Origin of the sequence: Algibacter miyuki, from assembly GCF_030409805.1 — a bacterium.
Taxonomy (GTDB): Bacteria; Bacteroidota; Bacteroidia; order Flavobacteriales; family Flavobacteriaceae; genus Algibacter; species Algibacter miyuki.
This window is the reverse complement of the sequence record NZ_JAUFQP010000013.1, coordinates 378,899-405,130: the sequence shown is the minus strand read 5'-3', so window position 1 is coordinate 405,130 and position 26,232 is coordinate 378,899. Positions and strand designations below refer to the sequence as shown.

General features: G+C 33.4%; 26 protein-coding genes. 9 read left to right on the top strand and 17 right to left on the bottom strand.

The window, feature by feature from the left end; genetic code table 11:
- Window position 1: 1 nt before the first annotated feature.
- From QWY92_RS14075 to QWY92_RS14060, 4 genes are all read right to left on the bottom strand, one after another.
- Window positions 2–547: a YfiT family bacillithiol transferase gene (locus tag QWY92_RS14075; protein ID WP_290272354.1), complete on the bottom strand. Its 546-nt coding sequence runs from the start codon at window positions 545–547 to the stop codon at window positions 2–4.
- A gap of 20 nt (window positions 548–567) precedes the next feature.
- Window positions 568–990 (bottom strand): hypothetical protein, encoded by a 423-nt coding sequence (locus tag QWY92_RS14070; RefSeq protein WP_290272352.1) that lies wholly within the window; start codon window positions 988–990, stop codon window positions 568–570.
- A gap of 237 nt (window positions 991–1,227) precedes the next feature.
- The gene (locus tag QWY92_RS14065) at window positions 1,228–2,160 is read right to left on the bottom strand and encodes a peptidylprolyl isomerase (protein WP_290272350.1); all 933 of its coding nucleotides are present in this window, start codon (window positions 2,158–2,160) and stop codon (window positions 1,228–1,230) included.
- A 252-nt stretch (window positions 2,161–2,412) separates the two neighbouring features.
- Entirely contained in the window at window positions 2,413–4,617 is a 2,205-nt protein-coding gene (locus QWY92_RS14060) for an ATP-dependent DNA helicase RecQ (RefSeq protein ID WP_290272349.1), read from the bottom strand.
- A gap of 205 nt (window positions 4,618–4,822) precedes the next feature.
- Between QWY92_RS14060 and QWY92_RS14055 the strand changes: the two genes are divergently transcribed.
- The 7 genes from QWY92_RS14055 to QWY92_RS14025 all read left to right on the top strand — a co-directional run bounded on the left by QWY92_RS14055 (window position 4,823) and on the right by QWY92_RS14025 (window position 9,498).
- A complete protein-coding gene (locus QWY92_RS14055; protein ID WP_290272347.1) occupies window positions 4,823–5,788 on the top strand; it encodes a KpsF/GutQ family sugar-phosphate isomerase in 966 nt (321 codons plus the stop codon).
- Entirely contained in the window at window positions 5,788–6,621 is an 834-nt protein-coding gene (gene tatC, locus QWY92_RS14050) for a twin-arginine translocase subunit TatC (RefSeq protein ID WP_290272344.1), read from the top strand. Before QWY92_RS14055 ends, tatC begins: the two co-directional genes overlap by 1 nt.
- Window positions 6,605–6,961 (top strand): carboxymuconolactone decarboxylase family protein, encoded by a 357-nt coding sequence (locus QWY92_RS14045; RefSeq protein ID WP_290272342.1) that lies wholly within the window; start codon window positions 6,605–6,607, stop codon window positions 6,959–6,961. Before tatC ends, QWY92_RS14045 begins: the two co-directional genes overlap by 17 nt.
- 71 nt (window positions 6,962–7,032) lie before the next feature.
- Window positions 7,033–7,773, top strand: coding sequence for an LPS export ABC transporter ATP-binding protein (lptB, locus tag QWY92_RS14040; RefSeq protein WP_290272339.1), 741 nt, complete (start codon window positions 7,033–7,035; stop codon window positions 7,771–7,773).
- A gap of 196 nt (window positions 7,774–7,969) precedes the next feature.
- On the top strand, window positions 7,970–8,830 hold the full coding sequence (locus QWY92_RS14035; RefSeq protein WP_290272337.1) for an SPFH domain-containing protein: 861 nt from the start codon (window positions 7,970–7,972) through the stop codon (window positions 8,828–8,830).
- A 4-nt stretch (window positions 8,831–8,834) separates the two neighbouring features.
- Window positions 8,835–9,338, top strand: coding sequence for a hypothetical protein (locus QWY92_RS14030; RefSeq protein ID WP_290272335.1), 504 nt, complete (start codon window positions 8,835–8,837; stop codon window positions 9,336–9,338).
- Window positions 9,331–9,498 (top strand): type II toxin-antitoxin system antitoxin, encoded by a 168-nt coding sequence (locus QWY92_RS14025; RefSeq protein WP_290272333.1) that lies wholly within the window; start codon window positions 9,331–9,333, stop codon window positions 9,496–9,498. Before QWY92_RS14030 ends, QWY92_RS14025 begins: the two co-directional genes overlap by 8 nt.
- Before the next feature lie 23 nt (window positions 9,499–9,521).
- Here QWY92_RS14025 and QWY92_RS14020 read toward each other — a convergent pair whose 3' ends face one another.
- Together QWY92_RS14020 and QWY92_RS14015 are read right to left on the bottom strand one after the other, a co-directional pair.
- Entirely contained in the window at window positions 9,522–10,406 is an 885-nt protein-coding gene (locus QWY92_RS14020) for a DUF808 domain-containing protein (RefSeq protein ID WP_290272331.1), read from the bottom strand.
- Window positions 10,407–10,421: 15 nt separating this feature from the next.
- Complete coding sequence (locus tag QWY92_RS14015; protein WP_290272328.1) at window positions 10,422–11,174, bottom strand: CDP-alcohol phosphatidyltransferase family protein; 753 nt, start codon at window positions 11,172–11,174, stop codon at window positions 10,422–10,424.
- Window positions 11,175–11,349: 175 nt separating this feature from the next.
- Between QWY92_RS14015 and QWY92_RS14010 the strand changes: the two genes are divergently transcribed.
- Together QWY92_RS14010 and QWY92_RS14005 are read left to right on the top strand one after the other, a co-directional pair.
- Window positions 11,350–12,420 (top strand): putative type IX sorting system protein PorV2, encoded by a 1,071-nt coding sequence (locus QWY92_RS14010; RefSeq protein ID WP_377879358.1) that lies wholly within the window; start codon window positions 11,350–11,352, stop codon window positions 12,418–12,420.
- A 13-nt stretch (window positions 12,421–12,433) separates the two neighbouring features.
- On the top strand, window positions 12,434–13,606 hold the full coding sequence (locus tag QWY92_RS14005; RefSeq protein WP_290272326.1) for a lipoprotein N-acyltransferase Lnb domain-containing protein: 1,173 nt from the start codon (window positions 12,434–12,436) through the stop codon (window positions 13,604–13,606).
- A gap of 50 nt (window positions 13,607–13,656) precedes the next feature.
- Here QWY92_RS14005 and QWY92_RS14000 read toward each other — a convergent pair whose 3' ends face one another.
- Genes QWY92_RS14000 through QWY92_RS13950 form a run of 11 tightly spaced genes read right to left on the bottom strand, consistent with a single transcriptional unit; the run spans window position 13,657 to window position 26,232 of the window.
- A complete protein-coding gene (locus QWY92_RS14000) occupies window positions 13,657–15,048 on the bottom strand; it encodes a sugar transferase (RefSeq protein WP_290272324.1) in 1,392 nt (463 codons plus the stop codon).
- 57 nt (window positions 15,049–15,105) lie between these two features.
- Window positions 15,106–16,116: a glycosyltransferase family 4 protein gene (locus tag QWY92_RS13995; protein ID WP_290272322.1), complete on the bottom strand. Its 1,011-nt coding sequence runs from the start codon at window positions 16,114–16,116 to the stop codon at window positions 15,106–15,108.
- Window positions 16,070–17,425 carry an O-antigen ligase family protein gene (locus QWY92_RS13990; RefSeq protein ID WP_290272320.1) on the bottom strand — a complete coding sequence of 452 codons (1,356 nt, stop codon included), beginning with the start codon at window positions 17,423–17,425 and terminating at the stop codon, window positions 16,070–16,072. The genes QWY92_RS13995 and QWY92_RS13990 overlap by 47 nt, the downstream gene beginning before the upstream one ends.
- Window positions 17,422–18,507 carry a glycosyltransferase gene (locus QWY92_RS13985; protein WP_290272317.1) on the bottom strand — a complete coding sequence of 362 codons (1,086 nt, stop codon included), beginning with the start codon at window positions 18,505–18,507 and terminating at the stop codon, window positions 17,422–17,424. Before QWY92_RS13985 ends, QWY92_RS13990 begins: the two co-directional genes overlap by 4 nt.
- Window positions 18,507–19,622 carry a glycosyltransferase family 4 protein gene (locus QWY92_RS13980; RefSeq protein WP_290272315.1) on the bottom strand — a complete coding sequence of 372 codons (1,116 nt, stop codon included), beginning with the start codon at window positions 19,620–19,622 and terminating at the stop codon, window positions 18,507–18,509. The genes QWY92_RS13985 and QWY92_RS13980 overlap by 1 nt, the downstream gene beginning before the upstream one ends.
- Before the next feature lie 16 nt (window positions 19,623–19,638).
- Window positions 19,639–20,619 (bottom strand): glycosyltransferase, encoded by a 981-nt coding sequence (locus tag QWY92_RS13975; protein WP_290272314.1) that lies wholly within the window; start codon window positions 20,617–20,619, stop codon window positions 19,639–19,641.
- A gap of 55 nt (window positions 20,620–20,674) precedes the next feature.
- Window positions 20,675–21,673 carry a glycosyltransferase family 2 protein gene (locus QWY92_RS13970; RefSeq protein ID WP_336622100.1) on the bottom strand — a complete coding sequence of 333 codons (999 nt, stop codon included), beginning with the start codon at window positions 21,671–21,673 and terminating at the stop codon, window positions 20,675–20,677.
- A complete protein-coding gene (locus tag QWY92_RS13965; RefSeq protein WP_290272312.1) occupies window positions 21,673–22,704 on the bottom strand; it encodes a hypothetical protein in 1,032 nt (343 codons plus the stop codon). The genes QWY92_RS13970 and QWY92_RS13965 overlap by 1 nt, the downstream gene beginning before the upstream one ends.
- 5 nt (window positions 22,705–22,709) lie before the next feature.
- Window positions 22,710–23,549 (bottom strand): FkbM family methyltransferase, encoded by an 840-nt coding sequence (locus QWY92_RS13960; protein ID WP_290272309.1) that lies wholly within the window; start codon window positions 23,547–23,549, stop codon window positions 22,710–22,712.
- On the bottom strand, window positions 23,546–25,090 hold the full coding sequence (locus QWY92_RS13955; protein ID WP_290272308.1) for a glycosyltransferase family 2 protein: 1,545 nt from the start codon (window positions 25,088–25,090) through the stop codon (window positions 23,546–23,548). Before QWY92_RS13955 ends, QWY92_RS13960 begins: the two co-directional genes overlap by 4 nt.
- Window positions 25,087–26,232: a glycosyltransferase family 4 protein gene (locus QWY92_RS13950; protein WP_290272306.1), complete on the bottom strand. Its 1,146-nt coding sequence runs from the start codon at window positions 26,230–26,232 to the stop codon at window positions 25,087–25,089. Before QWY92_RS13950 ends, QWY92_RS13955 begins: the two co-directional genes overlap by 4 nt.

The window sequence follows — 26,232 nt, the reverse complement described above, 5'->3', positions numbered from 1 at the left end:
ATTAAAGCCATCTTTTTTGTTTCATAAGGTTTTCGATGTGTGCATAATGGTGGTTGCTATGCCACGCATAATTACCAATATTGACATCTAGCGGCACTTCGCTATTGGTTTCTGGATGGATAAAACACGCTTTTAAATCGGTTTCCGATAACGTTTTTAGTAAATACACTAATTTAACGTGAATGGCACGCAAATGTAATAAAGACATGGTTATAGGTGCTTTTTTAGAATCGACTAATTCTCCCCAGCGGTCTTCGTAATAAGCTTTAATTAGAGGTTTATCTTCTGTTAAAGCCCACTTAAATCGAGTATAACTGTGGTGATGACTATCGGATAAATGGTGCACGACTTGCCTAATTGTCCAACCTTCTGGCCTATATGGCGTATCTAATTGTGCGTCTGATAAATTTTGAACTAACAGCTCTAACCTGTCTGGGAATTGCTCTAATACAACAATCCAACTCTCAATATCTTGTGAAGTAATAATTTCTGGTCTTTCAAACTGACCAATAGGGTATTTCAGTTTTTCTAAAGCTATATCTGTCATAACACAAATATAAAACAATACTAAGCAACTGCGAGCGTGTTGGTTTTAATAAAATTAACGGCAATACTTAAATCATCAAAATGTTTAATATCATCTTTAAAGAATAATTTCTCTATGCTGGCATTGGAAAATCTTGACTTATCGGAAACTACACTATAAGACTTCAAAAAGTATTTGTTATTATAAAACTTTACCCAATCTGAAGCCATGACTGAATAAGAATTTATTCTATTCGATATAAAGTTAATTTTACCACCATTAGTACTTCCCAGAAAACCAAAAACATCGGCAATTACGGGTTTCGCATGTTCGTCCCAGGTGAAGTTAACGCCATGTTTAACTTCTGAAACGACAAACTGGTCAAAAATAAAAATATTCCCAAATGAATAATTAAATTCTTTCAAAACTTGAGAATAAAACTCTGTATCAATTATGCTTATCATACTGCAAAAGTAAATTACAGTCGCTATTTACAAATAATATACTCGATGAAATTTACTAATAATCAGATACTTGGTGACTGGTAAAACAAAAATGCAAAAAGCACCCAATTACAGGTGCTTTTTGTAAATAATTTCTGACGGTACATTAAAGCAAATACGACTTAGGTAAGCAAATTAACACTTCGCTATTTTCACGCTTTCATTTGTACTATACCATCATATAGAGATATTGATGTCTTATTTTACATCCATTAATTCTACATCGAAAACTAAAGTTGCATCTGGTGGAATAACGCCTCCAGCTCCTGCACTTCCGTATCCTAAGTGACTTGGAATTACTAAGCGCGCTTTATCTCCTACTTTTAATAAGCTAATACCTTCGTCCCATCCTGGAATAACTTGACCTACACCAATTGGAAAATCGATAGGTTGGTTACGTTTGTATGACGAATCGAAAACGGTACCGTCTGATAATTGTCCTTTATAATGTACTGAAACTGTTTTACCTTTTTCTGGTGTTGCTCCATTACCTTTTTGAATAATTTGGTAACGTAAACCACTTTCTGTTTTTTCAAAACCAGAAGCCAATTTTTCTAATTCTGCTTCAGCAGCTGCTTTTGCTTCAGCAAGTTTTTGCTCACGAGATCCTTCAAAAGTTCTAAATGCTTCAACCGCTTTAAAAGCTTCTGCATCTGCTCCAACTCTTATAATTTCTAAACTATCAATAAGATCACCTTGTGCAATAGCATCAACAATATCTTGCCCTTCAACAACTTTACCAAATACGGTATGTTTGTTATCTAACCAAGCTGTTTCTACATGTGTAATAAAAAACTGACTACCATTTGTTCCGGGTCCTGCATTAGCCATAGATAATACGCCTGGCCCATCGTGTTTTAAATCTGGGTGAAATTCATCGTCGAATTGGTAACCTGGATTTCCACTTCCTGAACCTTGTGGACAACCACCTTGTATCATAAAATCTGGAATTACTCTATGGAATTTTAATCCATTGTAATATGGTTCTCCTTGTGGTTTCACCTTGTTTTCTAAATTTCCTTCAGCTAAAGCGACAAAGTGCCCTACTGTTCCTGGAGTTTTTTTGTACTCTAAACCAACTAGAATCTCTCCTTTTGTTGTGTTAAATTTTGCGTATAATCCGTCTTGCATGATTGTTGTTTTTAAGAAAGTGCAAATATAAGGAAGTAAGATTGGTATTAAGAATCTTGCCCTTTATTTTTTCGCTTTCGCGGAATAAGGACAGGCTGAAAAAACAATGTATCGTCCCAAAACCGAAAACAATTTAACCAAAAATGATTTTCAGAAAAATCTTAAATATGAAAGATTGTAAAAGCAAAACGACATCCGAAAATTCGAATGCCGCTTTTATATTTTTAATTTAAGAATACTAGAAATAAGCTTTTAATTAGCCACTTCACTAATAAACTTTATACGATACAGACGCAATTCCTCGTCATCATAATCGCCATCGAACTCTTCGATAGCATCGTTTATACTATCACTATTCGATTCCATAAAGTAATCATGGATTTCTTCTTGTTGATCTTCATCTAGAACATCATCAATCCAATAATTGATATTCAGTTTCGTTCCTGAATACACAATAGCTTCCATCTCCTTAATAAAATCGCTCATAGACATGCCTTTAGATGAAGCAATATCATCTAGCGGTAATTTTCTGTCTACATTTTGAATAATATAGAGCTTGTTCGCTGAATTTGTTCCTGTAGATTTAACTACCAAATCATCAGGACGTGTAATATCATTATCGTCAACATACTGCGCAATTAAGGCAATAAAGTCTTTTCCGTATTTCTTAGCCTTACCATCTCCAACACCATGCACATTACCCATTTCCGTTAGGCTTATTGGGTATTTTAACGCCATATCTTCTAGCGATGGGTCTTGGAAAACTACAAAAGGAGGCACACCAAGTTTTTTGGCATTCTTCTTTCTTAAATCTTTAAGCATGCGCATTAAAACAGGATCAGCAACGGCATTTGTACCTTTGGCAGCTGTAATTACAGAACCATCTTCTTGTGCTCCATCAAAAAGGTGATCTTCCGTCATCATAAACGATTCCGGATTTTCAATAAACGCTTTGCCTGCATCTAATAATTTGATAACACCATAAGTTTCAATGTCTTTTTTAAGAAACCCTGCAACAAGCACCTGGCGCAAAAGTGCCATCCAATACTTATTATCATGAGCTTTCCCTTTTCCGAAGAAATCTAACTCATTTGTTTTATGCGAATTAATTAAAGCATTTTCTTTACCAATAAGCACGTTTACTAAATCTTTCGATTTATACTTTTCATGTGTGCGTGCAATGGTTTCTAACAAGATTTTTACTTCATCCTTAGATTCCACTTTCTTTTTTGGATGCCTTACATTATCATCCATTTCTCCACCTTCACCGGTTTCGTTATCAAATTCTTCACCAAAATAGTGAAGTATAAATTTTCTTCTAGAAATGGACGTTTCCGCGAAAGCGACAACTTCTTGCAATAAAGCATGGCCAATTTCTTGTTCGGCAACAGGCTTGCCAGACATGAATTTTTCTAACTTTTCAATATCCTTATAAGCATAATATGCCAAGCAATGACCTTCTCCACCATCACGACCAGCACGACCGGTTTCTTGGTAATAACTTTCTATACTTTTTGGTATATCATGATGAATTACAAAGCGCACATCTGGCTTATCAATCCCCATACCAAAAGCAATTGTAGCCACAACGACGTCGCAATCTTCCATTAAAAATTTATCTTGATGGAGCGAGCGTGTTTTAGCATCCAACCCCGCATGATACGGCACTGCATTTACACCATTAACTTGTAATACTTGCGCTAATTCTTCAACACGCTTGCGACTTAAACAATAGACAATTCCAGATTTACCATCGTTTTGCTTTACAAAACGAATAATATCGGCGTCTACGTTTTTAGTTTTCGGGCGTACTTCGTAATATAAATTAGGTCTATTAAAGGAGGCTTTAAATGTTGTAGCTCCCGAAATGCCTAAATTTTTAATAATATCTTCTTGAACTTTTGGAGTAGCTGTTGCGGTAAGACCTATAATAGGAATATTATCACCGATACGTCCAATAATATGTCGTAAATTGCGGTATTCAGGTCTAAAATCGTGTCCCCATTCGCTAATACAATGCGCCTCATCTACCGCCATAAACGATATTTTCACCGATCGTAAAAACTCAACATTTTCCTCTTTGGTAAGCGATTCTGGCGCCACATAAAGTAATTTGGTAACCCCATTTACAATATCTTCTTTAACCCGCTTTACTTCCGTTTTATTTAACGAAGAGTTTAAAACATGAGCAACACCTTCTTCATTCGAAATCCCTCGAATAGCATCCACCTGATTTTTCATTAACGCAATTAAAGGGGAAACAACAATAGCTGTCCCTTCTTGCATTAATGCAGGCAACTGGTAACATAGTGATTTCCCTCCACCAGTTGGCATAATTACAAAGGTATGATTCCCTGTAATTATACTTGTTACAACATCTTCTTGAAGTCCTTTGAATTTATTAAAGCCAAAGTATTTCTTCAAGGCACTGTGAATATCGTTTTTTACTGTCAACATGAATTGTGTAAATTATTTTTCACCTATGAATGGTAAACACACAAAGCCTATTATTTGCTATCAATTTCATCGTGTATTTAGAGAGTCTCATTCTTTTTTTCGTTAGTTTTGCAACGAAAAACCAAGTTGAAAAAAAAATTAATTTTATTATCAAGTTAAAGATAATAAAATCTTTATTGCTTCACCTATAAAAAAATAATAAATTTTGAGTACGGAAAATTCTATTATTAAAACGGCCAAACAAACTATTGAGCTAGAAAGCCAAGCCATTTTAAACTTATCCAGCTTAGTAACGGCAGATTTTGCTGAGGCTGTGAAAGTTATATATAACTCCAAAGGGCGCGTTATCATTACTGGTATTGGCAAAAGTGCCATTATTGGAAACAAAATTGTAGCCACTTTAAACTCCACCGGTACCCCTGCTGTTTTTATGCATGCAGCCGATGCCATACATGGTGATTTAGGCCTTATCTTAAAAGATGACGTGGTAGTCTGTTTATCGAAAAGTGGGAATACTCCCGAAATTAAGGTGGTAGTTCCCTTAATTAAACGGGCTAATAATAAAATGATTGCCATTACCGGAAATACCAATTCATTTTTAGCGCAACATGCCGATTATGTTTTAAATGCTTACGTTGAAAAAGAGGCTTGCCCAAATAATTTGGCTCCGACAACAAGTACCACAGCTCAATTAGTTATCGGCGATGCACTTGCCGTTTGCTTGCTAGAATTACGTGGTTTTTCGAGTAACGATTTTGCAAAATACCATCCTGGAGGAGCTTTAGGTAAAAAACTATATTTACGAGTTGAAGATATTTCATCGGTTAACCAAAAACCTGTTGTAAATGGAACGGCAAGTATAAAAGAAGTAATTGTTGAAATTACCGAGAAAATGTTAGGTGTTACAGCCGTTGTAGATAATAATGAAATTATTGGCATTATTACCGATGGTGATTTACGTCGAATGTTAACCAAAGTTGACGATTTCTCTAAGCTTACCGCTAAAGATATTATGGGCGCCAACCCAAAACGGATTCAAGCAAATGCTATGGCTATTGAAGCTTTAGAAGTTATGGAAGCCAACGATATTTCTCAACTTTTAGTTGAAGCTGATGGCAAATACGCAGGTGTAGTACACTTACACGATTTAATAAAAGAAGGCATTATATAATGGCAAAAAAGGATATTAATGAGATGTCTTTTTTAGACCATCTTGAAGATTTACGTTGGCACTTAATTAGGATTTGTTCGGCGATTATGATTGTGGCTACTTTAGCCTATATTTTTAGTCGTTTTATTTTCGACAAAATTATTTTCGCGCCATTACACATGGATTTTCCTACATACGATTTTCTATGTAGAGCGGCTCAATTTCTAGATGTAGAAACTACCTTTTGTGCCGATAAAATCCCGCTAATTTTGCAAAACAGAACCATGGCAGGTCAGTTTTCTGCTGATATTTGGACCGCCATACTCGGTGGTTTCATCATTTCTTTTCCCTATGTTATTTACCAACTTTGGAAATTTATTAGTCCAGGTTTACACAGCAACGAGCGTAAACATTCACGTGGTTTTATCATTATTTGTTCTATCCTATTTTTTATTGGTGTACTTTTTGGGTACTATATTATTACACCACTATCCATCAACTTTTTGGCTAACTATAGCATTTCGGCTATGGTAGATAATCAAATAGATATTAGTTCATACATTGCTTTGGTACGTGCTTCGGCATTAGCTTCGGGTTTAATTTTTGAGCTTCCAATTATTATTTATTTCCTAACAAAAATAGGCTTAGTTACCCCAGAATTTTTAAGAAAATATCGCAAATACGCCTTAGTTATCGTGCTTATTTTATCGGCCATTATTACGCCGCCAGATATTGCTAGCCAGGTTATTGTGGCCATTCCTATTATAATACTATACCAAGTAAGTATCTATATTTCGAAAATTGTAATTAGAAATCAAAAACGAAAAGAGAAAAAAAATGTCAGAGTCAGTTAAAGAATTCAACGATTACCGTTCTAAAATGAACGATAAAATTTTAGGCGACAACAATAAAATTATAAAGCGTATTTTTAATTTAGATACTAACGCTTTCGCGGAAGGCGCACTCGATGTTAAAACTAAAGAATTGCTCGGCTTGGTAGCTTCCACTGTTTTACGCTGCGACGATTGTGTAAAATACCATCTAGAAACCAGCTACAAAATAGGATTAAAAAAGGAAGAAGTAGTAGAAGCTTTAGGTATTGCAACCTTAGTTGGCGGCACTATTGTAATTCCACATTTAAGACGCGCTTACGAATTTTGGGATGCTTTAGAGGAAGATAGCAAAACCAAATAGAAACATAAAAAAACAACTTCGGTTATAAAAGTGAATATGATTTCACTATTTTTAACGTTCATTATAAAGATATGATTTTAAAAGCCCAAAATTTAATGAAGTCCTACAGCGGACGAAAAGTTGTAAAAGATATTTCTCTTGAGGTACATCAAGGTGAAATTGTTGGACTTTTAGGCCCTAACGGTGCCGGAAAAACCACATCGTTTTACATGATTGTTGGACTTATTAAACCTAATGGTGGACATATTTTTCTTGATAATAAAGAAATCACCAATTACCCCATGTACAAACGTGCACAAAATGGTATTGGGTATTTAGCACAAGAAGCTTCCGTATTTAGAAAATTAAGTATTGAAGATAATATTTTAAGTGTATTACAACTTACTAAACTGAGTAAAAAAGAGCAACTTCACAAAATGGAATCGCTTATTGAAGAGTTTGGTTTAGGCCATATTAGAAAAAGTCGTGGCGATTTATTATCTGGTGGAGAGCGTCGTAGAACTGAAATTGCACGAGCCTTAGCTACCGATCCTAGTTTTATTTTACTCGATGAGCCTTTTGCTGGGGTAGATCCCGTGGCTGTTGAAGATATACAGCGTATTGTAGCACAACTTACCAAAAAGAATATCGGGATATTAATCACCGACCACAACGTACAAGAAACCCTTGCCATTACCGATAGAACCTATTTAATGTTTGAAGGTAGCATTCTAAAAGCTGGAGAACCGGAAGAACTCGCTAATGACGAAATGGTTCGTAAGGTGTATTTAGGTCAGAATTTCGAATTACGTAGAAAGAAAATTAGAGAGTAATTTTTTAGTCTCAACATAATCATAAAACCCAAGCCTCTGCAAGAAATTGTAGAGGCTTTTTTCATGTGTAATTATTAAACACCTTATATGACAAGCACGACTGAAAACAAGAGTGAAAATATTTTGAAAAAATCAAAAAACATTTTATATCTTTATGATATCAAAATAATATCATTTTAATCTAACTAAATTTATTATGAAAGAAGAAAAAATCATTGTTCCGGCCAACGGATATTTTATGTTACTACTTACATTACTTATTCTTATAGGAAGTATTTTTTTAGCTATTTCTAATAAAGAACCTTCGTTTCTTACTCTATTAATGGTAGTGTTTTTCTTAATTCCCGGGTTTATTATGGTGCAACCCAACAATTCACGCATCCTTTTACTTTTCGGAAAATATGTGGGCACAGTGAAAAAGAATGGTTTGTTTTGGGTTCTCCCCTTTTACACTAAGAAAAAGATATCCTTACGTGCTCGAAACTTTGATAGCGAACGTTTAAAGGTGAACGATAAACTAGGAAACCCCATAATGATAAGCACCATATTAGTTTGGCGAGTAAAAGAAACCTACAAAGCGGCTTTTGAGGTTGATGATTTTGAAAACTTTGTTCGCGTACAAACCGATGCTGCCGTTAGAAAACTAGCCAGTATGTATCCTTATGATAATTTTGCTGATGAAGGTTTAACCGAAGACATCACCCTACGCTCTAGTGTTAACGAAGTTAGCGAGGCTTTAGAAAAAGAAATAGAAGAGCGTTTATCTATTGCTGGCATCGAAGTTCTGGAAGCCCGAATTGGTTACCTAGCCTACGCCCAAGAAATTGCAAACGCGATGCTAAAACGCCAACAAGCTACAGCTATTGTTGCGGCAAGACATAAAATTGTTGAAGGAGCCGTGAGCATGGTAGAAATGGCTCTTGAAGAATTAGGTAAAAAGCAAATTGTTGACTTAGATGAAGATAGAAAAGCGGCTATGGTAAGTAACCTTATGGTGATACTTTGTGGCGATAAAGATGCTTCGCCTGTGCTTAACACAGGGACTTTAAACCAATAAAAACATGCGAGTATTCAAAGAAGAACAACGTTTTACACAACTCTACATCATTGTTTTAATAACCATGCCTGCTATAATTGGTATTATAATTACAACCAATAAATTTATAGAGCAAGGTTCAACAAATTTATCAGAATACTTAATTACACTTGCCATAATTGTAGCAAGTAGTGCTCTAATATTTTTATTCAAACTTAAAACAAGAATTGACGAGGTTGGCATACACTATCAGTTTTTTCCTTTTCATTTTAAAATGAAAACCATAAATTGGCACGACATAAAGCATGTAGAAACTAGAACCTACGATGCCCTTTCAGAATATGGTGGCTGGGGTTTAAAAGGCGGCGTATTTTGGAAAAAAAGTAACGGTACTGCCGTAAATGTAAGTGGCGATTTAGGAATACAGATTACACTTAAAAACAATAAAAGATTACTCATAGGCACCTTGAAGAAAAATGATGCCAATGCGGTTATTGCAAGATATTTTAACACAAAACAATATGGCTAAAAAAAAAGCATTTGCATTACGTATTAATGAAGATATGCTAAAGGCTATTGAAAAATGGGCTGCGGACGAATTCCGTAGCACCAACGGGCAGTTGGAATGGATGCTGAACGAAAGCTTAAAAAAAGCCAAACGAAGTCCTAAAAAGAAACCTTCCGAATAAGTGAAAAATGCAATTTTATAATTTTACTTTTTTAAAGACTTAAAAATAAAACCAAATAATTTTACCATTAAAACGGCGATTAACCCCACGAGTATTCCTGCAATAGCATCTTTCACAAATGCAGGAATGGATTCTAATGTTTCTGAAAAATGATGTAAAACTTCAATATTGTGCGTAAATATTCCCCCTGCAACCAAAATAAGCGCAATAGTACCAATAACAGATAAACTTTTGATAATAATAGGAAGTGCCTTAACCAAAACATTACCTATACGCGCCAAAAATCCTTTACCGTTTTCACTCTTTTTTATTAAACTATATCCTATATCATCCATTCTTACAATTAGCGCCACGATACCGTAAACACCAATAGTTGCAATAATAGCCACAATAGAAACAACGAGCACTTGAAATAAAATAGGCTTTCCAAGCACCGTTCCTAAGGCGATAATTACAATTTCAATAGATAGAATAAAATCTGTAAAAATAGCCGATTTAATCTTCGACTTTTCTAGTAACAAAACATCTTTCTCGGAAAGCTTTGACGCTTTAACCTCTTCAATTTCGACTTTATGTGGTAAAAAATATTCTACTATTTTTTCAACACCCTCGTATGCCAAATAAACACCTCCTAAGATTAAAATTAAAGTCACTGCCCAAGGTAAAACAGAACTTAATAAAAACGCAACGGGCAAAATAATGAGTTTATTTAAAAACGAACCTTTAGTTATGGCCCATAAAACTGGTAATTCTCGAGACGACACAAAGCCCGTAGCTTTTTCAGCATTAACCGCTAAATCATCTCCTAAAATACCTGCCGTCTTTTTGGTTGTAATCTTACTCATTACCACCACATCGTCCATAAGTGCAGCAATATCATCTAATAATGCAAAAAATCCTGAAGCCATGATATGTAATTTATTTTATTTGGAAACCATATTATCTAAAACAGACATACCAATGTAAAGTAGTATAACCAATGGTATGGCAGCGAATTGTAAAACAATTAAAAGCACAATGCATAACATGATAAAAACATAACGTATCACGTTATCGGCAAAACTATAATTTTTAAATTTTAAAGCAAATAGTTTTATGTTGGCATTTAGAATGTAACAACTTACTAATGTTAGTACTATTAAAAACCAAGGATTCAAAATTATAGCATTTATGAGATCACTATTCTGAAATTCCATAATTAAAGGTAACGACAATATTAATAAAGCATTTGCAGGTGTTGGCAAGCCTTTAAAGAAAGTTTGTTGCTCTTCGTCTATATTGAATTTCGCTAACCTGTACGCCGATCCTAAAGTGATTAAAAGCCCTATTAATGGCAAACCAAAAATAGCATTAGAAAACATAGACGATGTTTCTTGCCAATGCGAAGTATCTGCAAATTGTGTCGCATCATCAGTAGCCAATACCAGTAATTTACACATCACGATACCAGGCACCAAACCGCTAGTAACCATATCGGCTAGAGAATCTAATTGCAACCCTAATGGACTAGACACATTTAATTTGCGAGCTGCAAACCCATCGAAAAAATCAAAAAAGATACCCAAGAACACAAATAAAGCAGCTCCTACAAAATTATCATTTACAGCTAAAATGGTTGCTATACAGCCACTAAATAAATTTAAAAGCGTAATAGCATTAGGTATATGTTTTTTCATTCTTATCAGTTTAAGGTTGTAAAAATAGCAAACAAATTTCGTCTAAAACAATATCTACTACAAATTCAAGTTTATTACTTAAATATTACGGTTTTAGGACTTGTATAGTTGAAGTTTCAAATTGAATTTCTATGATTAAATAGGTATTATGTGCATCTTTGTAAAAAAATTTCGATTGAAACTTAACCTTGCCACACTATTTTGTGTACTATCTATTTCGGTATTCAGCCAAACGGTTAGAAAATATTCTAATGAGTTTATGAATATTGGTGTAGATGCTGCTGCTTTAGGAATGAGTAATGCCGTAACGTCTCACAGTGCTGATGTGAATTCGGGGTACTGGAATCCGGCTGGACTTTTAAAGTTGGAAGATAGCCAGCTGGCCTTAATGCATTCAAGTTATTTTGCAAGTATTGCTAATTACGATTATGTGGCTTTTGCTAAACCTTTAGATGATAGAAGTGCTTTTGGAGTCTCGTTAATACGTTTTGCAGTAGATGATATTTTAAACACAACACAACTTATTGATGCACAAGGCAACATAAATTACGACCGGATAAGTTTATTCTCGACGGCCGATTATGGCCTTACATTTTCTTATGCACGTGCACTGCCAGTGCAGGGCTTAAATTATGGTATTAATGCTAAAGTTATCCGACGAGTTATTGGAGATTTCGCTTCATCCTGGGGATTTGGATTCGATTTAGGCGTACAGTTTGAAACGGATAATCGATGGAAATTTGGAGTTATGGCTCGCGATATCACAACCACTTTTAATGCTTGGGCTATTGATGAAGAAGCTTTTGAAAGTATAAAAAATGCTGTCGAAGGTCAAAATCAAGAACTGCCAGAAACCACTGAAATTACAATTCCGAAGTTACAAATAGGAGTTTCTAAACTCGTCGATTTTAATTACGATTACACCCTACTTACTGCCGTAAACTTAAATGTCCGTTTTAACGAAAACAATGATATTATTTCAACTTCGGTAGCGAGTATAAATCCGGCTTTAGGTTTCGAATTTGGTTATATAGACATGGTGTATTTACGTGCCGGAATGGGTAACTTCCAGAATGAATTACAAATTGATAACACCGAACAATTAAGTTTTCAACCTAGTTTTGGTGTGGGTTTCAATTACAATGGCATTCAGGTCGATTATGCATTTACCGATATTGGCGACCAAAGTGTTGCCTTATATTCTAACGTTTTTTCTTTAAAGATAGATTTAAGTATCTTCAGATAATATTTCGAGATTCATGAAAAAAATAAACTTACTTTTTATTCTTTTGTTTTCCTTTGGATGTTTACTTGCTCAAGAAAACATACTATCTAATAATGCTGAAATTAGTGTGTTAACAGTAGCTCCTGGAAACTCATTAAACGATGCTTTTGGACATAGCGCTTTTAGAATTAAAGATGTTTCTCGTGGACTAGATGTAGTTTATGGTTATGGTGAATACGATTTTAATGCCCCTAATTTTTATTTAAAATTCGCCCAAGGAAAACTAAATTACCTCATCAGCAAAACGGAATTCAATAAGTTTTATCAATACTATATTTATTATAATAGAAGTATAAAAGCACAGGTTTTAAATTTATCACAAGCCGAAAAACAAACGCTTTACGGCTATTTAGTCAACAACTACAAACCGGAGAATCGTGGTTATTTATATGAATTCTTTTTTGATAATTGTGCCACAAAAATAAAGGACGTTACCAATATTGCCCTTAACAATTCAATCCATTTTGAAAATCCAGCCGATTTTGAAAACGCTAGTTTCAGGACTTTAATACATAATAATTTAAACAAAAATTCTTGGGGCAGTTTAGGAATAGATGTTGCTTTAGGATCGGTAATTGATAGGCAAGCCACACCCGAAGAACACATGTTTTTACCCGAAAATATCTACCGCTTTTTTGAAGTTGCTACCATTGGTAATAGCGACAAACCTTTGGTCTCTCAAAGCCACTTGTTATTCAACCAAAAAGACACTTATATATCAAGCTCGTTTGTAACAAGTCCGTTATGCATATTGGGCATCATTGGGGCATTTATTATTTTCATCACCTTTAAAGATCATAAAAATAATAGACGAAGTAACTGGTTAGACACGACTTTATTTGCCCTTACGGGACTTATTGGCATTGGTATTTTATTGCTTTGGTTTGCCACAGACCATACAGGCACACATCAAAATTATAATTTACTATGGGCTTTTGCGCTTAATATTTTCGTTATTGGTCAGACTTTCAAAAAAGAACCTGCGCTTTGGTTTACAAAATACCTAAAGTTTTTAGTAATTGCCCTTTGCTTGTTAACTATGCATTGGGTTATTGGCGTTCAGGTATTTGCCATTGGATTAATTCCGTTATTAATCGCGTTAGCTATTCGCTATATATTCTTAATAAAATACTTTAATAGGAATTAAAAACTGTTTGGTTTACAGCCTGATATTTCTTCTTATAAAACATTAAAACACTATTGTCCTCTGAAGAAAATGATGGTACTCACTGTTTTTACCATGATATTAAAATCTAAGAAAAAACTACGGTGCTTAATGTAATACAAATCGTATTGTAGCTTGAGCAAACTATCGTCTACCGAGCTTCCGTATCGTGTTTTTACTTGTGCCCAACCGGTGAGTCCTGGTTTTACAATATGGCGTGTTTCATAAAATGGTAATACTTGAGAAAGCTCTTTTACAAAACGTGGGCGTTCTGGTCTCGGGCCAATTAAACTCATATCCCCTTTTAAAATATTTATAAATTGTGGCAGTTCGTCCAACCTGGAATGTCTTAAAAATTTACCAAAAAAGGTAATTCTAGTATCATTTTTTTGTGCCCACACCGCACCGTTTGCTTCAGCATTTTCGATCATGGTACGGAATTTTAAAATTTGAAAAGGTTTTCCATTTTTTCCAATTCGTTCTTGACTATAAAATAAAGCACCTCGGTTTGCGCATAGATTCCCAATAAAGATAAACGGTATCAATAAAGTTCCACAAAAAACGCCTACTATGGAAAGTAAAATATCAAACATTCTTCGGAAGAATAGATATAACTTATTTTGATTGTTTCTACTAAATGGAAAATACTTATAAAAGTCTTTTCCCACGAACTGAACAGGAACTCGCTGTACCATTTCCTCATAGGTTTGCGTGTATTCTCTAATAGGAAGACCAGCTTCTAATAAAGTAATTAGATCGTGATAAATTCCAGGAGTAATCGCTGATGAATCGTAACTTGCTATAATAATCTCTGAAATATTTTCTCTTTCAACAACGTCATAAATAGCACTGGGACTATATTCAGGAATACCTCTAAATTTGACGTCATCGTCTGTTTTTGTTTCACAATTAATAAAACCTACGATTTTATAATTAGGATCGGCATCCTTAAAAGTTGAAACTATAGATTCAATATTAGACGTCTCGCCAACAATTAAGGCTTTTTTATAAAATCTCGGAGAGGTAATAAAAGTAATATACATCCAACGCCATAAAAATAACGCTACAAGAATCGAACAATAAAAATATAAAATCTGTAACCGATTATCGGGTAAAACGGGTGTGAAAAATGGGGTTAAAAAATAAAACAATACTGTAACAGATACCGTAAGTACAATGTTTGTAAACGTTTTTTCAATCTTACTTGATTTCTGTAAATCGTAAAGTTCAAAAATGGTTCCGAAGACAGAAAGGTACAGAACAAATACAAACACCCATGTCCAGTTTTCTTTATCAATAATAAAATAGTTGAAATGAAAAAGGTTACTAACACCATGTAGCACTAATAAAACAGAAAGAATATCGAAAAGACGCAGGAGCACTTTACGTTCGGATATATCGAAATGTATACTTTTATTAAACATTGATCTAAAAAAGTTTTATCCCCGTAAAGATAAAAAAGTAAACCGTTTCGCCTTCCTTTAACGTAATAGATTACACCATTCTTGTTTAACCTTTTCCCAATCGTAATTTTCAACCTTTTTTCTTGCTGAATTTACGATATCACCATTTTTTTCTGAGTTTTTCATTATGCCTTTTATAGCATCAACAAAAGCTTCTAAATCATTGGAAGGTACTAACAAGCCATCGATATTATCTTCAATTAAAAAAGGCATGCCCCCTACATTTGTAGAAACCACGAGCAAACCTAAAGCCATAGCCTCAATAACACTAACGGGAGCATTATCAATAGTTGTGGTGTTTACAAAAACATTGAAAGCTTCTGCTTTTTTATGCCATTCTTGTTTCGAGAGTTTTCCTGTAAACTCTACATCTACATTTAATTTTTCAGCAAGCTGTTTACACGCCAATAAACTGCCGTCATTTTTGGGTCCTATCATACAGAGTTTTGCGTCTATATTTTCATCTTTTAAAGCTTTTAAAACCCGTATTGCTAATGTAGGATTATATAATTCTGAAAATGAACGCACCCATAATAACTTTACCGTTTGATATGTTTTAGGCTGAAAAATATAATCTTCTAAAGGAATAGAATTAGGAATAAAATCTATATTACGAAAGCCATAATTTTCAAATTCTGATTTTAGATAACCTGATGGCGCCACGTTTTTATAAGCATGCTTAAAAATAGCTTTAGATAGTTTAGGTGAATTTTCTAGTCTTTTTGGTAATTCGCCACCATGTAAAATAGGAATATATTTCAATTTAAAAACTCTACAAAGCTGGCTTATGGCATAGGCATAATAAAAATTCAAAGTACTATAAGTATCTATTAACACATAATTTGTAGATTTTCTGTGTTTGAAAACCGTCCAAAGCATGTGGGAAAATCGCATAAAAACCAGCCTATATGACGAGGCAAAAACAACTTCAAAACCTAAGTTTCTCAACCCTTTACCCAACGTATCAATAGTGGTTTCCGTTTTACCTTTTTGAGATAACTTGTTTCCTATGTACAGGATTTTTTTCATTTACAACGTGTAATAAACTTAATGCATAAATAAAGGCTGGTGCGGCAATTCGCATCGCTGAATGGTTTACGGTAAGCAACCAAAAGAAATAAAATGAAAAAAACAATACATTACTTCTGTCCTTCAATCTCAAGAATAATGGCACCAACAATAAGATTGAAAAAGCTAAAACCCCTAAAAACCCATGCTCAGCAATAATACGGCTTAATTCGTTATGTGATGCCGCATGAACTCCCGTTTTTTGAAATCTAATATCTTTTACTCGACCAACACCAACACCTAAACCGGGGTTTTCCATAAACTCATTAAATTCTAACAAAAAGAGATCGCCCCGACCTGTTGTAACATCATCCTTTTCTATTCCCATAGCGTTTTCATTAGCATAGCGCTTATCTATAAAACCGTTAGTTTGAACTGAAGATAATACCCAAGTTCCTAAAGCGACCACCAATAGTACCCCAACAGAGATAGCCATTTTAGTTTTCTCTCGTTTATCCATACTTCTGAACTGAAAAAAAATAAAAGCCACTATCATAATAAGTGCCGTAAAAACCCCTCCTCGACTAAAGGTTACAATGGCCCGGAATGCAAAAAGTACTACTAAAATTAAATCTAAATATTTAAGCCATTTTATTTTACTAAAATAAAAATATCGCACCGTGAGTAAAAACATACCTAAGCCTAACACTGTAGATACCTGATTAGGCCCAAATCCTCCAGACGACGCAAAATTAGACCCCGTACCTGTAGCAACATCGGCCACATTAGGGTTGTATAAAAAGATATAAACAACAGTACTTACCAAAGGGTAGACCATATGATTTATTATAGATTCTAATTGCGATTTAGTAACCTTAACTCCATAACAAAATAAGGCCGTTACCCCTAAACAAACAGGCCCACTTAAGTTGAATGCTATAGCTTTTCTTATATTATCGTCTACATCTAATAAGGCCAACGACAAATAAACACTTGGTATAAGTAGTAAAACATAAACAAAGTACATTGTGGCCTTTTTATTAAATCCATTATAGAAAAGCCCTAAAACGGCAAATAATAGTATTACATATTTAATCGCTTCATAGAATATAATTCCTCCAGACATTCTAAGCACAACCTCAACCCCTAAAAGGTAAGCACAAGCTTTTATAATTTCGACAGACTTCCCTTTTTTTGGCGCATTGATTATTTTAATAAAAAAGAAAGCCAGAATTGCAAAAAAGTACAAATTCCCAAATCCGCGAGAATAGTATACCACAACTCCAAACAGTACGTGTAAGCTTAATATTTTAATATATGTGTTTTTCATTTATTACGCTCAATACTTTTGTACACTGCTAAAATATTTGCTATTGTCTTTTTTTTCGAAAAATGTAATTCTACATGGTTATTTAATGCATTTCCCATGTTTATTTTCCCTTCGTTTGGCTTTTCTATCAAACACAAAAAAGCACTATATAAAGCGTCTACATTTTCAGGTAAAACTAAATATCCTAAATTTTCGTTTTCAATTACTTTTTTACAATCACCAACATTGGTCGTTACAACTGGTAAACTAGCTAAGCCGTATTCTAGTATAGCTAAAGGTAATCCTTCTGATTTCGATGCTAGCACTCCAATATCACTTTGTTTCAATATAGATGAAATATCAGAACAGCTTCCACAGAAATACACTCGATGCACTAAATTTTCTTTTTCTATCCATTGAAAAATACGCCGAGCATAATCGTCTTTAAAATCTTTACCAACCAAATGCAAACTCCAATCTGGATAAACTTCCGTTACCCTTTTAAAAGCTTTTAATAAGTTTAGATGATCTTTTTGTGGTCTTAAATTAGCTAAACACACTATGCGTTTTCCTTTTTCACCTTTCAGAACTGTAGTTTGTGCAACATCATCCCGTACTGCAAAGTTAAACAAGAAGCTCACAGAATCAGTATTTAACTCGTTTTTAACCCAACTTTTAAGTTTTGAATTTACGCAGAATATATGATTAAAAAATCGAGAACAAAATTTCAAAACACTTTTTGGTCTTTCTTCAAGAAAATCACTTTTACCATAATGGTCGTGCCAAACTAATTTTAATTTAGGTTTTAAAATTTTAATGATAGTTGCGATAAAAAAAGATGATGCATGCGCATGAATAATGCTTATTTCATTTTGACTAATAAAGCCTCTTAAACGCTTTATAGCTCGAATATCTAATGTTGATTTCTTATTTAAAAAACAATACCCAACGTCACTATTTATGGATGCCTTTAATATTCCTTCTTTTCTGGTGGCACATAGAAAAGACACTTCAACCTCAGTTGTTAATGCATTAGCAAAATTAACAGCAATGCGCTCTGCTCCTCCGGCGTCCAGACTATCTATGAGTTGAAGTACACGCATTATGCCATGAGTAGTTTTTTAATTTCCGATTCAAAATAATCTAGTGTGAAGGTTTGCGACCAATCAGATGCTAATTTAGCCATCTTATTTAAATCTTCTTTACTTAAGACTTCAATAATATGAGAAACTGCTTTTGATACATCGGGCTCTACTAGAATTCCACGACTGCCATTACCTAACATACTCGGTACGCAAGACACTGCAGTTGCAATAGGTATGGTTCCAAAAAACATAGCTTCGGCAACAGCCTTCGGCCACCCTTCCGATTTCGATGCTAATATCAAAAAATGAGATTGTTTTAGAGCTTTTACAATTGTTTCACTTGTTTTATTTCCGTGTAAACGTATATTTTCCGATAAATTATGACTTGAAATATATTGCCTTAATTCTTCTTTTAAAACACCATCACCATAGAGGTCTAACTTTACCGTATATCCTTTATTCTTTAAAGCTTCTACAATTTTAATGGCTAACAATGGCCGTTTCCCGCTCACTAAACTTCCTACAAAAACAAACTTCAATGTTTTAAAATAATCTCTTTCTAGTATTGCTTCCCGATCTTCATTTTTAAAACTTGCCGTAAAAAAAGGCTTTATATTTTTAGTTTGATTTGGCCAATTGCCATAGGCTAAAACCGTCATGTTTTTAGTTAAAACAGTATTGCTTAAAATCCATTTTTGGAATTTATAACTCAAAGGTTGTTTAGCATTAGGATCCCAATTGCCTGCGTATTTTGCTGTTTTTATTTTCTTCGGAAAACATATTTGGACGAAACAGCCTAATAGTCCAATGTTTCCAGGGCATCTTAAATGGATATGATCTGCACGTTTACACGCTCGAAATAATCTAAAAAAAATAAACGGTATAGCTAATAATGATTTTAAACCATTGTTAAAATTGATAAAAGCAATGGCTGGTATTTCTGTGAACTTAATCTTGTTATGCTGATAGCCTATATCTATTTCTGAAATTGGTGTATCCATTAACGGAGCTACAATTTCAACCTCATCTACATATTTTAACCACAAATTCATCTCACGCACATAGGGTGCATAAGCATACCATTGTTGGGCATGGGGTTCGTGTAAGACATGGGTAATTATTAAAAAACGCATATATATTCTGTAAAATCTACTGTTTCAGTATCTTATTTATTACGGCTTCAGGCGCTAGGTGTTTATCAAAATAATTGCGGGAGTTTACTTCTAGACATTGCAATTTACCTTCATTATTTAACATATCATTTAAAACATTGGATATATCATCTTGAGTTCCATTAGTAATCATGACATGTACATGATCTTCTAATTCTTCAGGTAACTGTCTAGAAATTGGAGTAGATATAATGGCTTTGCCAAAACATAAAAACTCAGCCAATTTCCACCCATGACAACTTAATACTGCTGGCGTATTAAAAACGACGTTACTCTTTTTTGTTTTACTAACAAAGGCACTAAAATCATCCCTTTTAGACATTGTTAAAGACTCAAAACCGGTGATATCTTTTTTTGTTCTTGGAGCAAACCCTCCTTCAAAATTTACATCTTCGTTTTCTAAACACGCTTTAATAAAATTAGACCTAAATAAATTTGTACGTCCTTCTTTTTTCCATAACGAAGCCACAAAATAAACGTATTTACGTTCCCTTTTGGAAGGATAATAATCTCTTAATACTTTCCTATTAAATTGGGCTTTATAATCTGACAAAAACTTTCTTTTATTATGTATTCTTTTATTTGCAAACACTAAATTAATTGAGGCAAACCAAAGAGTTTTAAATAACCCGTAAATTTTAGTACCAAAACTAGGCCCTATGGAAACAATTTTATTCGATCGATTTTCTTCATCAAAGGCTAAATTAATTTTAAAATAGGCATCTGACCACTGCAACGGAGTATCAAATATTTTTTCTGAATCACCAAAATCAATAATTATCTTTCTTAACCCCTTTTCATCTTTTAAAACAAATGCAAAATAGTTATTATTATGTTTAAAGGCATCAAAATACTTATTTGAAAACCGTACATTTCTTTCACCAAAAACAGATTTTAGCCCTTCGATATAAAAGGAGGCGTAATAAATATCGGTTGTTCTATCTATATATACTTTCATTGTAAAACTAAGCCTTAATTCGTTCGTTATTTTGACTATGTTATAGTCGGTATTATTATAGGGGTTTATTCCACAAAAGCGAAAACCAACCAACAATACGTCCTATTGTTTCGGTAAAAGCTTTTTGTTTTTCAGAAGTTGTAATAACATTCGTTCCTCTAATAACAGTTAATAAAAGTGATGTGGCATGAAATTTAAATCGTGCTTTTAGGTTTGGTTTCGGGTATTTTACACGCCAAACATACCAACCATTTCTAACTACCATTTTACCATATTTATATTGATTAGGCCTACCCAAATCGTTATGATAATGCGCTAATTTAGCTTTAGTAGACAATACATTTCTTCCATATTTTAAAGCTCTCAAGGAGTAATCTGCATCTTCATACAAGCCATAACCTTCAAAATAAGTAGAAAATTTAATGTTTTCAAACACAATTCTCCTAAAACTAAACGACATACCTACTAATAAATCGACATCATGTAATGTATTGGTAAATGGGTAACCATAAGTCCTTCCATGTGAGAAATCAGGCATTACACCAGGTTTTTCTCTAGATTGTAACCCAAAATAGTTTCGCATTACATTTCTCGAACCTTCTTTAATTACATAATTACCTATGGTATAAAACTTACTTTTTGGGTATATAACGCCTACTTTTTTTTGCTTCCATCGGTTTCCGTTTGTATCAACACCTCCAACACCTGTTATGCCTCCATCCGACTTAAAAGCCTCTATAACAGATTCGAAATAGTTAGGCTCCAAAACAGTATCATCATCTAAAAAACATAAAACTTCGGAATGACTGGACACCTTACTAATTCCAAAATTACGTTGCTTGGTTAAACCTCTATGCGCCTCGTCAACCTTAAAATATTTCAAATTTGAAAATGTCTTTTCACTTAAAACACTTTTTGTATCGTTATTTTTTGAACCATCTATAATAAGTATTTCATTAGGATAAAGTGTTTGTAATGCAACCGATTCCAAAAGGCTAACCACCGCTTTTGGGCGCATATAGGTACAAACTACTAATGAAAAAGACAAACTCATTATTTTAGCTCCGTTTTAAATTGATTGTATATTGAAATAAAATAGGTTTCTCTAGTTAAGCTATTTAACCATAAATAGCGATTAGATTGTTGCAAGCTTTCGAATGCTTTTTCATCTAAATTATTATGAAACTTTAAAATTTGCTCTGCCATAGATAGCTTACTCTTTACATCTATAATTAAACAATGACTTTCCCATTGTATTTGATCTTGTAAAGGCAACCGGCAATCAGTATTAATTAAAACTGGGATACGTCCAACAGCTAAAGTTTCGTAAAAACGTACCGAAAAATTACCAACTCCACGACTACAAAACGTATATCCATTATTGAAAATGTTATCGTAAAACTGTTCCGTAGTTTCTTCTTTAGTTAATGTAGAATGTGCCCCTGCTCTATATTGATTTCTTAAAACAAACTGAGTATTTAAATCTTCATTTTTCACTAATGACTCTAAATATTTTGCACGCTTGATACTTGATGGATAAAAGGGCTGTTTATCAGCTAGAACTTTACCTAATATGCGTTTTAGTTTATATTTTGAGTGATTTATATATTCCTTTAAATATTTTTTTAATCCGGATTGTGCGTGCCCCACAAACCCAATACTTGGTTTACCCCCCTTTTTTAATATTGAAAAACCTTGGGATAAATATCTACCGTAAGGGTCACTAATAAACGATGGCATTATTAATGTCCGCTCATCCAACTGACTATCAAAACCACCCAAACGAAAAGTGTACGTGTTTTGAATGTAATTGGTAAAACCGTAATCGCCTGCCGAATAAATCCAAATAGTTTTTTTATGCTGTTTAGCTTTTTTAAGTAAATCTGAAAGTGCTACGCTGTGTTTTAAAAATGCGGCGTAATCTATAGGAAAAACAACAATATCAGCATCTTCTATAGCATCAACAAGCTTATATTTTGAAAGTAATGTTTCATTTTGCACAAACACCAAATCAAACAACAACGGAAAGACTTGACGTCGATACGTTTCGGTTAAAAACTCGATATTTGTGTATAGTTTAAGCATTAAATTTACCTAACAAATAAAGTATTAAATTTATCTCTATTATAACTCTTTATAGTCCTTATTTTTTTTGAAATTGGATTATATCTTATAGGCTTAAACCCGTTTTGAATAATTAGCTCAAAAACATCTTCATCTTTTAAATTGAATTTAGCTCCAGAATTATTAAACTCTATTAACAAATACTTTAATTGAGGTTCTTTTAAAATATGACTCGCTCCTTTAAGCACTTTATATTCATAGCCTTCAACATCAATCTTTATAAAATTGGGATGTAGATTTTCTAAAACAGAATCTAAAGTATCAACCTCAATCTTAACTGTATTTATGTTTTCTGTCAAAGAAACACTATTCATTACCGTATTATTCGTTGTAAAATTAAGCGTTTCCTTTGTATCACCTACTCCAATGGATAGAACAGATACACTATCCTCCAAATTATTAAGTTTTATGTTCTTTTTTAATTTTATCAATGTTGATACTATAGGCTCAATAGCTATTGTTTTAGACTTACAAACTCCACTGGCCAGCAAAGTATAATGCCCTAAATTAGCACCAATATCAACAAATAAATCATTTTTTTTTAAGTGATCCAATAAAAACATTGAATCTTCATAATCCATTAATTTATAATAAATATTACCAACAATACCCGCATCTCCTTTCTCGGCATAAAATTTAAGTCCATTTATCCAATTATAAACTCGTGGTCTTTTTTTTATAGTTTGACATAAGTTAAAATTAAGATATCTATATAAGCCTCTTAAAGCCGCCTTTTTTGTTAAAGGATGATCTTTAATAGTACTATATCTCAATAAGATTTTTTGAACAGATTTTCTTATATTCATCTTACCTTTAATTCTGAAAACCAAAACTGGCTACGCTCCCATTGCTTACGATATTTTTTTATATATGTAATTGGATTTTTAATAGTACTGTTTTTATAATAACGCAAACCTAACACTAATTTGTAACCTAGCAATTGAAATTTGGTGTAATAAGTTTGATTCAGTAACATAACCGTTGGAGATGGTTTAGGTTGAATAACATCGTCTGCCCAGCGCTGTTTTATTTTAGTTCTAAAACCTCCCATGGGAGCTTTTAGGTGAGTTATTTTAATATCGGGTACAAAAAAAACATCGAAACCTTTGTTTCTAATTTGCATACCAAAATCGGCATCTTCACCAAAACCAAACTCATAAGCCATGTTGAATTTTAAATTCTCAATCGCTTTTCTACTACAAAAGCTGGACCCCGAACCGAAAACGATGGTCTGTTCTAACTTAAAATAAGTTTGTTTTTGATGTGGTTGCAAACACAAATAACTTATTACATCTATTTTTAAAGTTGTGATTTTTTTAAACGTTTTTTCGAAAAAATCAATATTAAAACGAATATCATCATCTGCAAAAAACACCCAATCTGATGTAACCAACCCTAACGCAATATTACGCGCATTACAAACTCCTGCTTGGTGTGTAAAGGTATGCCTTATAATAAACGGCCAATCTTCAGTTTTTAAATAATCTAATTCTGAAGTCGAAGTTTCTAACGGATTCTGTTCAACAATAATCACGTTTTTTGGCAAAATGGTTTGTTTTGCTAAGTCTTTTAAAACATCGTATAAATATTTTTTTCGTCCTATGGTTGGAATAATTACATCTATTTCTTTTCTTATAACTTCCTTTTTTTGAGATTGAATAACAATCGCTTCTAAATTAAAATGATTTCTAAGTGGTTTATAAAACAGACTTTTGACTAACTGCAAAAGCGGTAGTTTTTTTTCATATATAATATAACATAACGTTAGAAAGAAAACCCAAACCCATTTATAATGTTGCCAAATAAATTGATACAATGTATAAATTGAGGCAGGCTTTATTTCAGGAATTTTCACCTCAATAGAACGCAACAATTTAGGTTCAGAATAACAGAACAAACCCTCTGACATACCTCGTTTAGCCATGGAGTTCAAAAAATAATCAAAGCTATTATTAGCAGTAAGTTCATTTTTTAAAATATTAATTACCGATGTATTTACTCCTCCAATGAAACTACTAGTAACCCAAGTAGGATAGGTAACTGTTTTATTCACATTTAAAAAACACGATCGCTCTACATAACCAATTTGTTCAGGTAAATAATTCTGTTTCGAAGGATTATAACTTGCAAAAATGCGTTTATGATGAAAAATATTTTGAAACTCTTTAAAATTGATTTGGTTTTTAAGTTGGGTATGGCACCACACGAGTAAAGCATCTTTATGCCCATTTGCCAAACTCAACAAAGTTGCAGAAATAGAACCCGTTTTAAAAGAACATTCAAGAGGCTTTAAATCTTCATTTAAAACTTCAATAACGTCTAATCCGTTATGTACTAAAATAATCATGACAATAATTTAGAATAAAACTCAAGATTAATCAAAACTTGTTTATTAATATCAAAAGTAGTTTCTACCTTCTGGCGGGCATGCTTACCTATATTTAAGCATAAACTTTTATCCTTAAAAAGTACTATAATTTTTTGACTATACAAATCGGTATCGGACGGATGAACGAGGTAACCATTAACGCCATCATCTATCAATTCCTTAGCCCAACCTATACTTGTATTTACCACCGGTTTTTGCAACGCCATACTTTCTATAGTTACCATACCTAAAGTTTCAGCAAAACTAGGAAACGTACAAACATGGGCTTGTTTAATTTGATTTTTAACTTCAGAATATGGTATTTGCCCTAAATACTCTACATTATTTTTAGCTTTTTCAGAAAACAGAGACAGCATTAATGCGTAGGTTGATGTTGATCCTGTTTTTATATCGGGCGCATCTCCTCCAATTAATTTCAATTTAGCATCGGGTTCTGCTTCAATAATTTTATTGAAAATTTCAGCTAATTCTAACACGCCTTTTTTACGAATTATTGTACCAATATAAAGAAGAGTTTTGTCCTGATAAACTTCTGGTTTTTCATTTTCGAAGTGACTTAATTCTAATCCGTAGTGAATGGTTTTTATCTTTTTCCGGTTTAAACCGAATATTTTTGCTGTTTCTTCACCCGCAAAGGTAGTTGGCGCAATATAAGCGTCAGCTTTTAGTAAGGCCCATTTTTCAAAAACAAAATTTTTGAACTTCTGTTTGCGATTATCTAGTTTACAAAAATAGGCATCGCTACCATGAAATCGAATAACTAACGGTATTTTGAAACGCATAAAAGCGGTTATCCCCGTCCAGTCCGGTGCTTCTAGAACATCTATTTTATTTGTTTTTACTGTTTTATTTACATAATTCTGGATATGCTTTCTGTAGAAAAACCAAGTGAACGCTTTATATTTTTTTCGTTTTATAAGATGAATTTCTACACCTTCATCAACAAAAACGCTACTTTCATTTTGGTGATATACAAATACAGTAACACCTACATTCTTTTTAACCAAAGTAACTACTAAATTTTTTATACTGGTGGCTATACCAGCTGCATGAGTTACTTTAGAATGTGGATATTCGGATGTGATAAGGCCTATATGCAT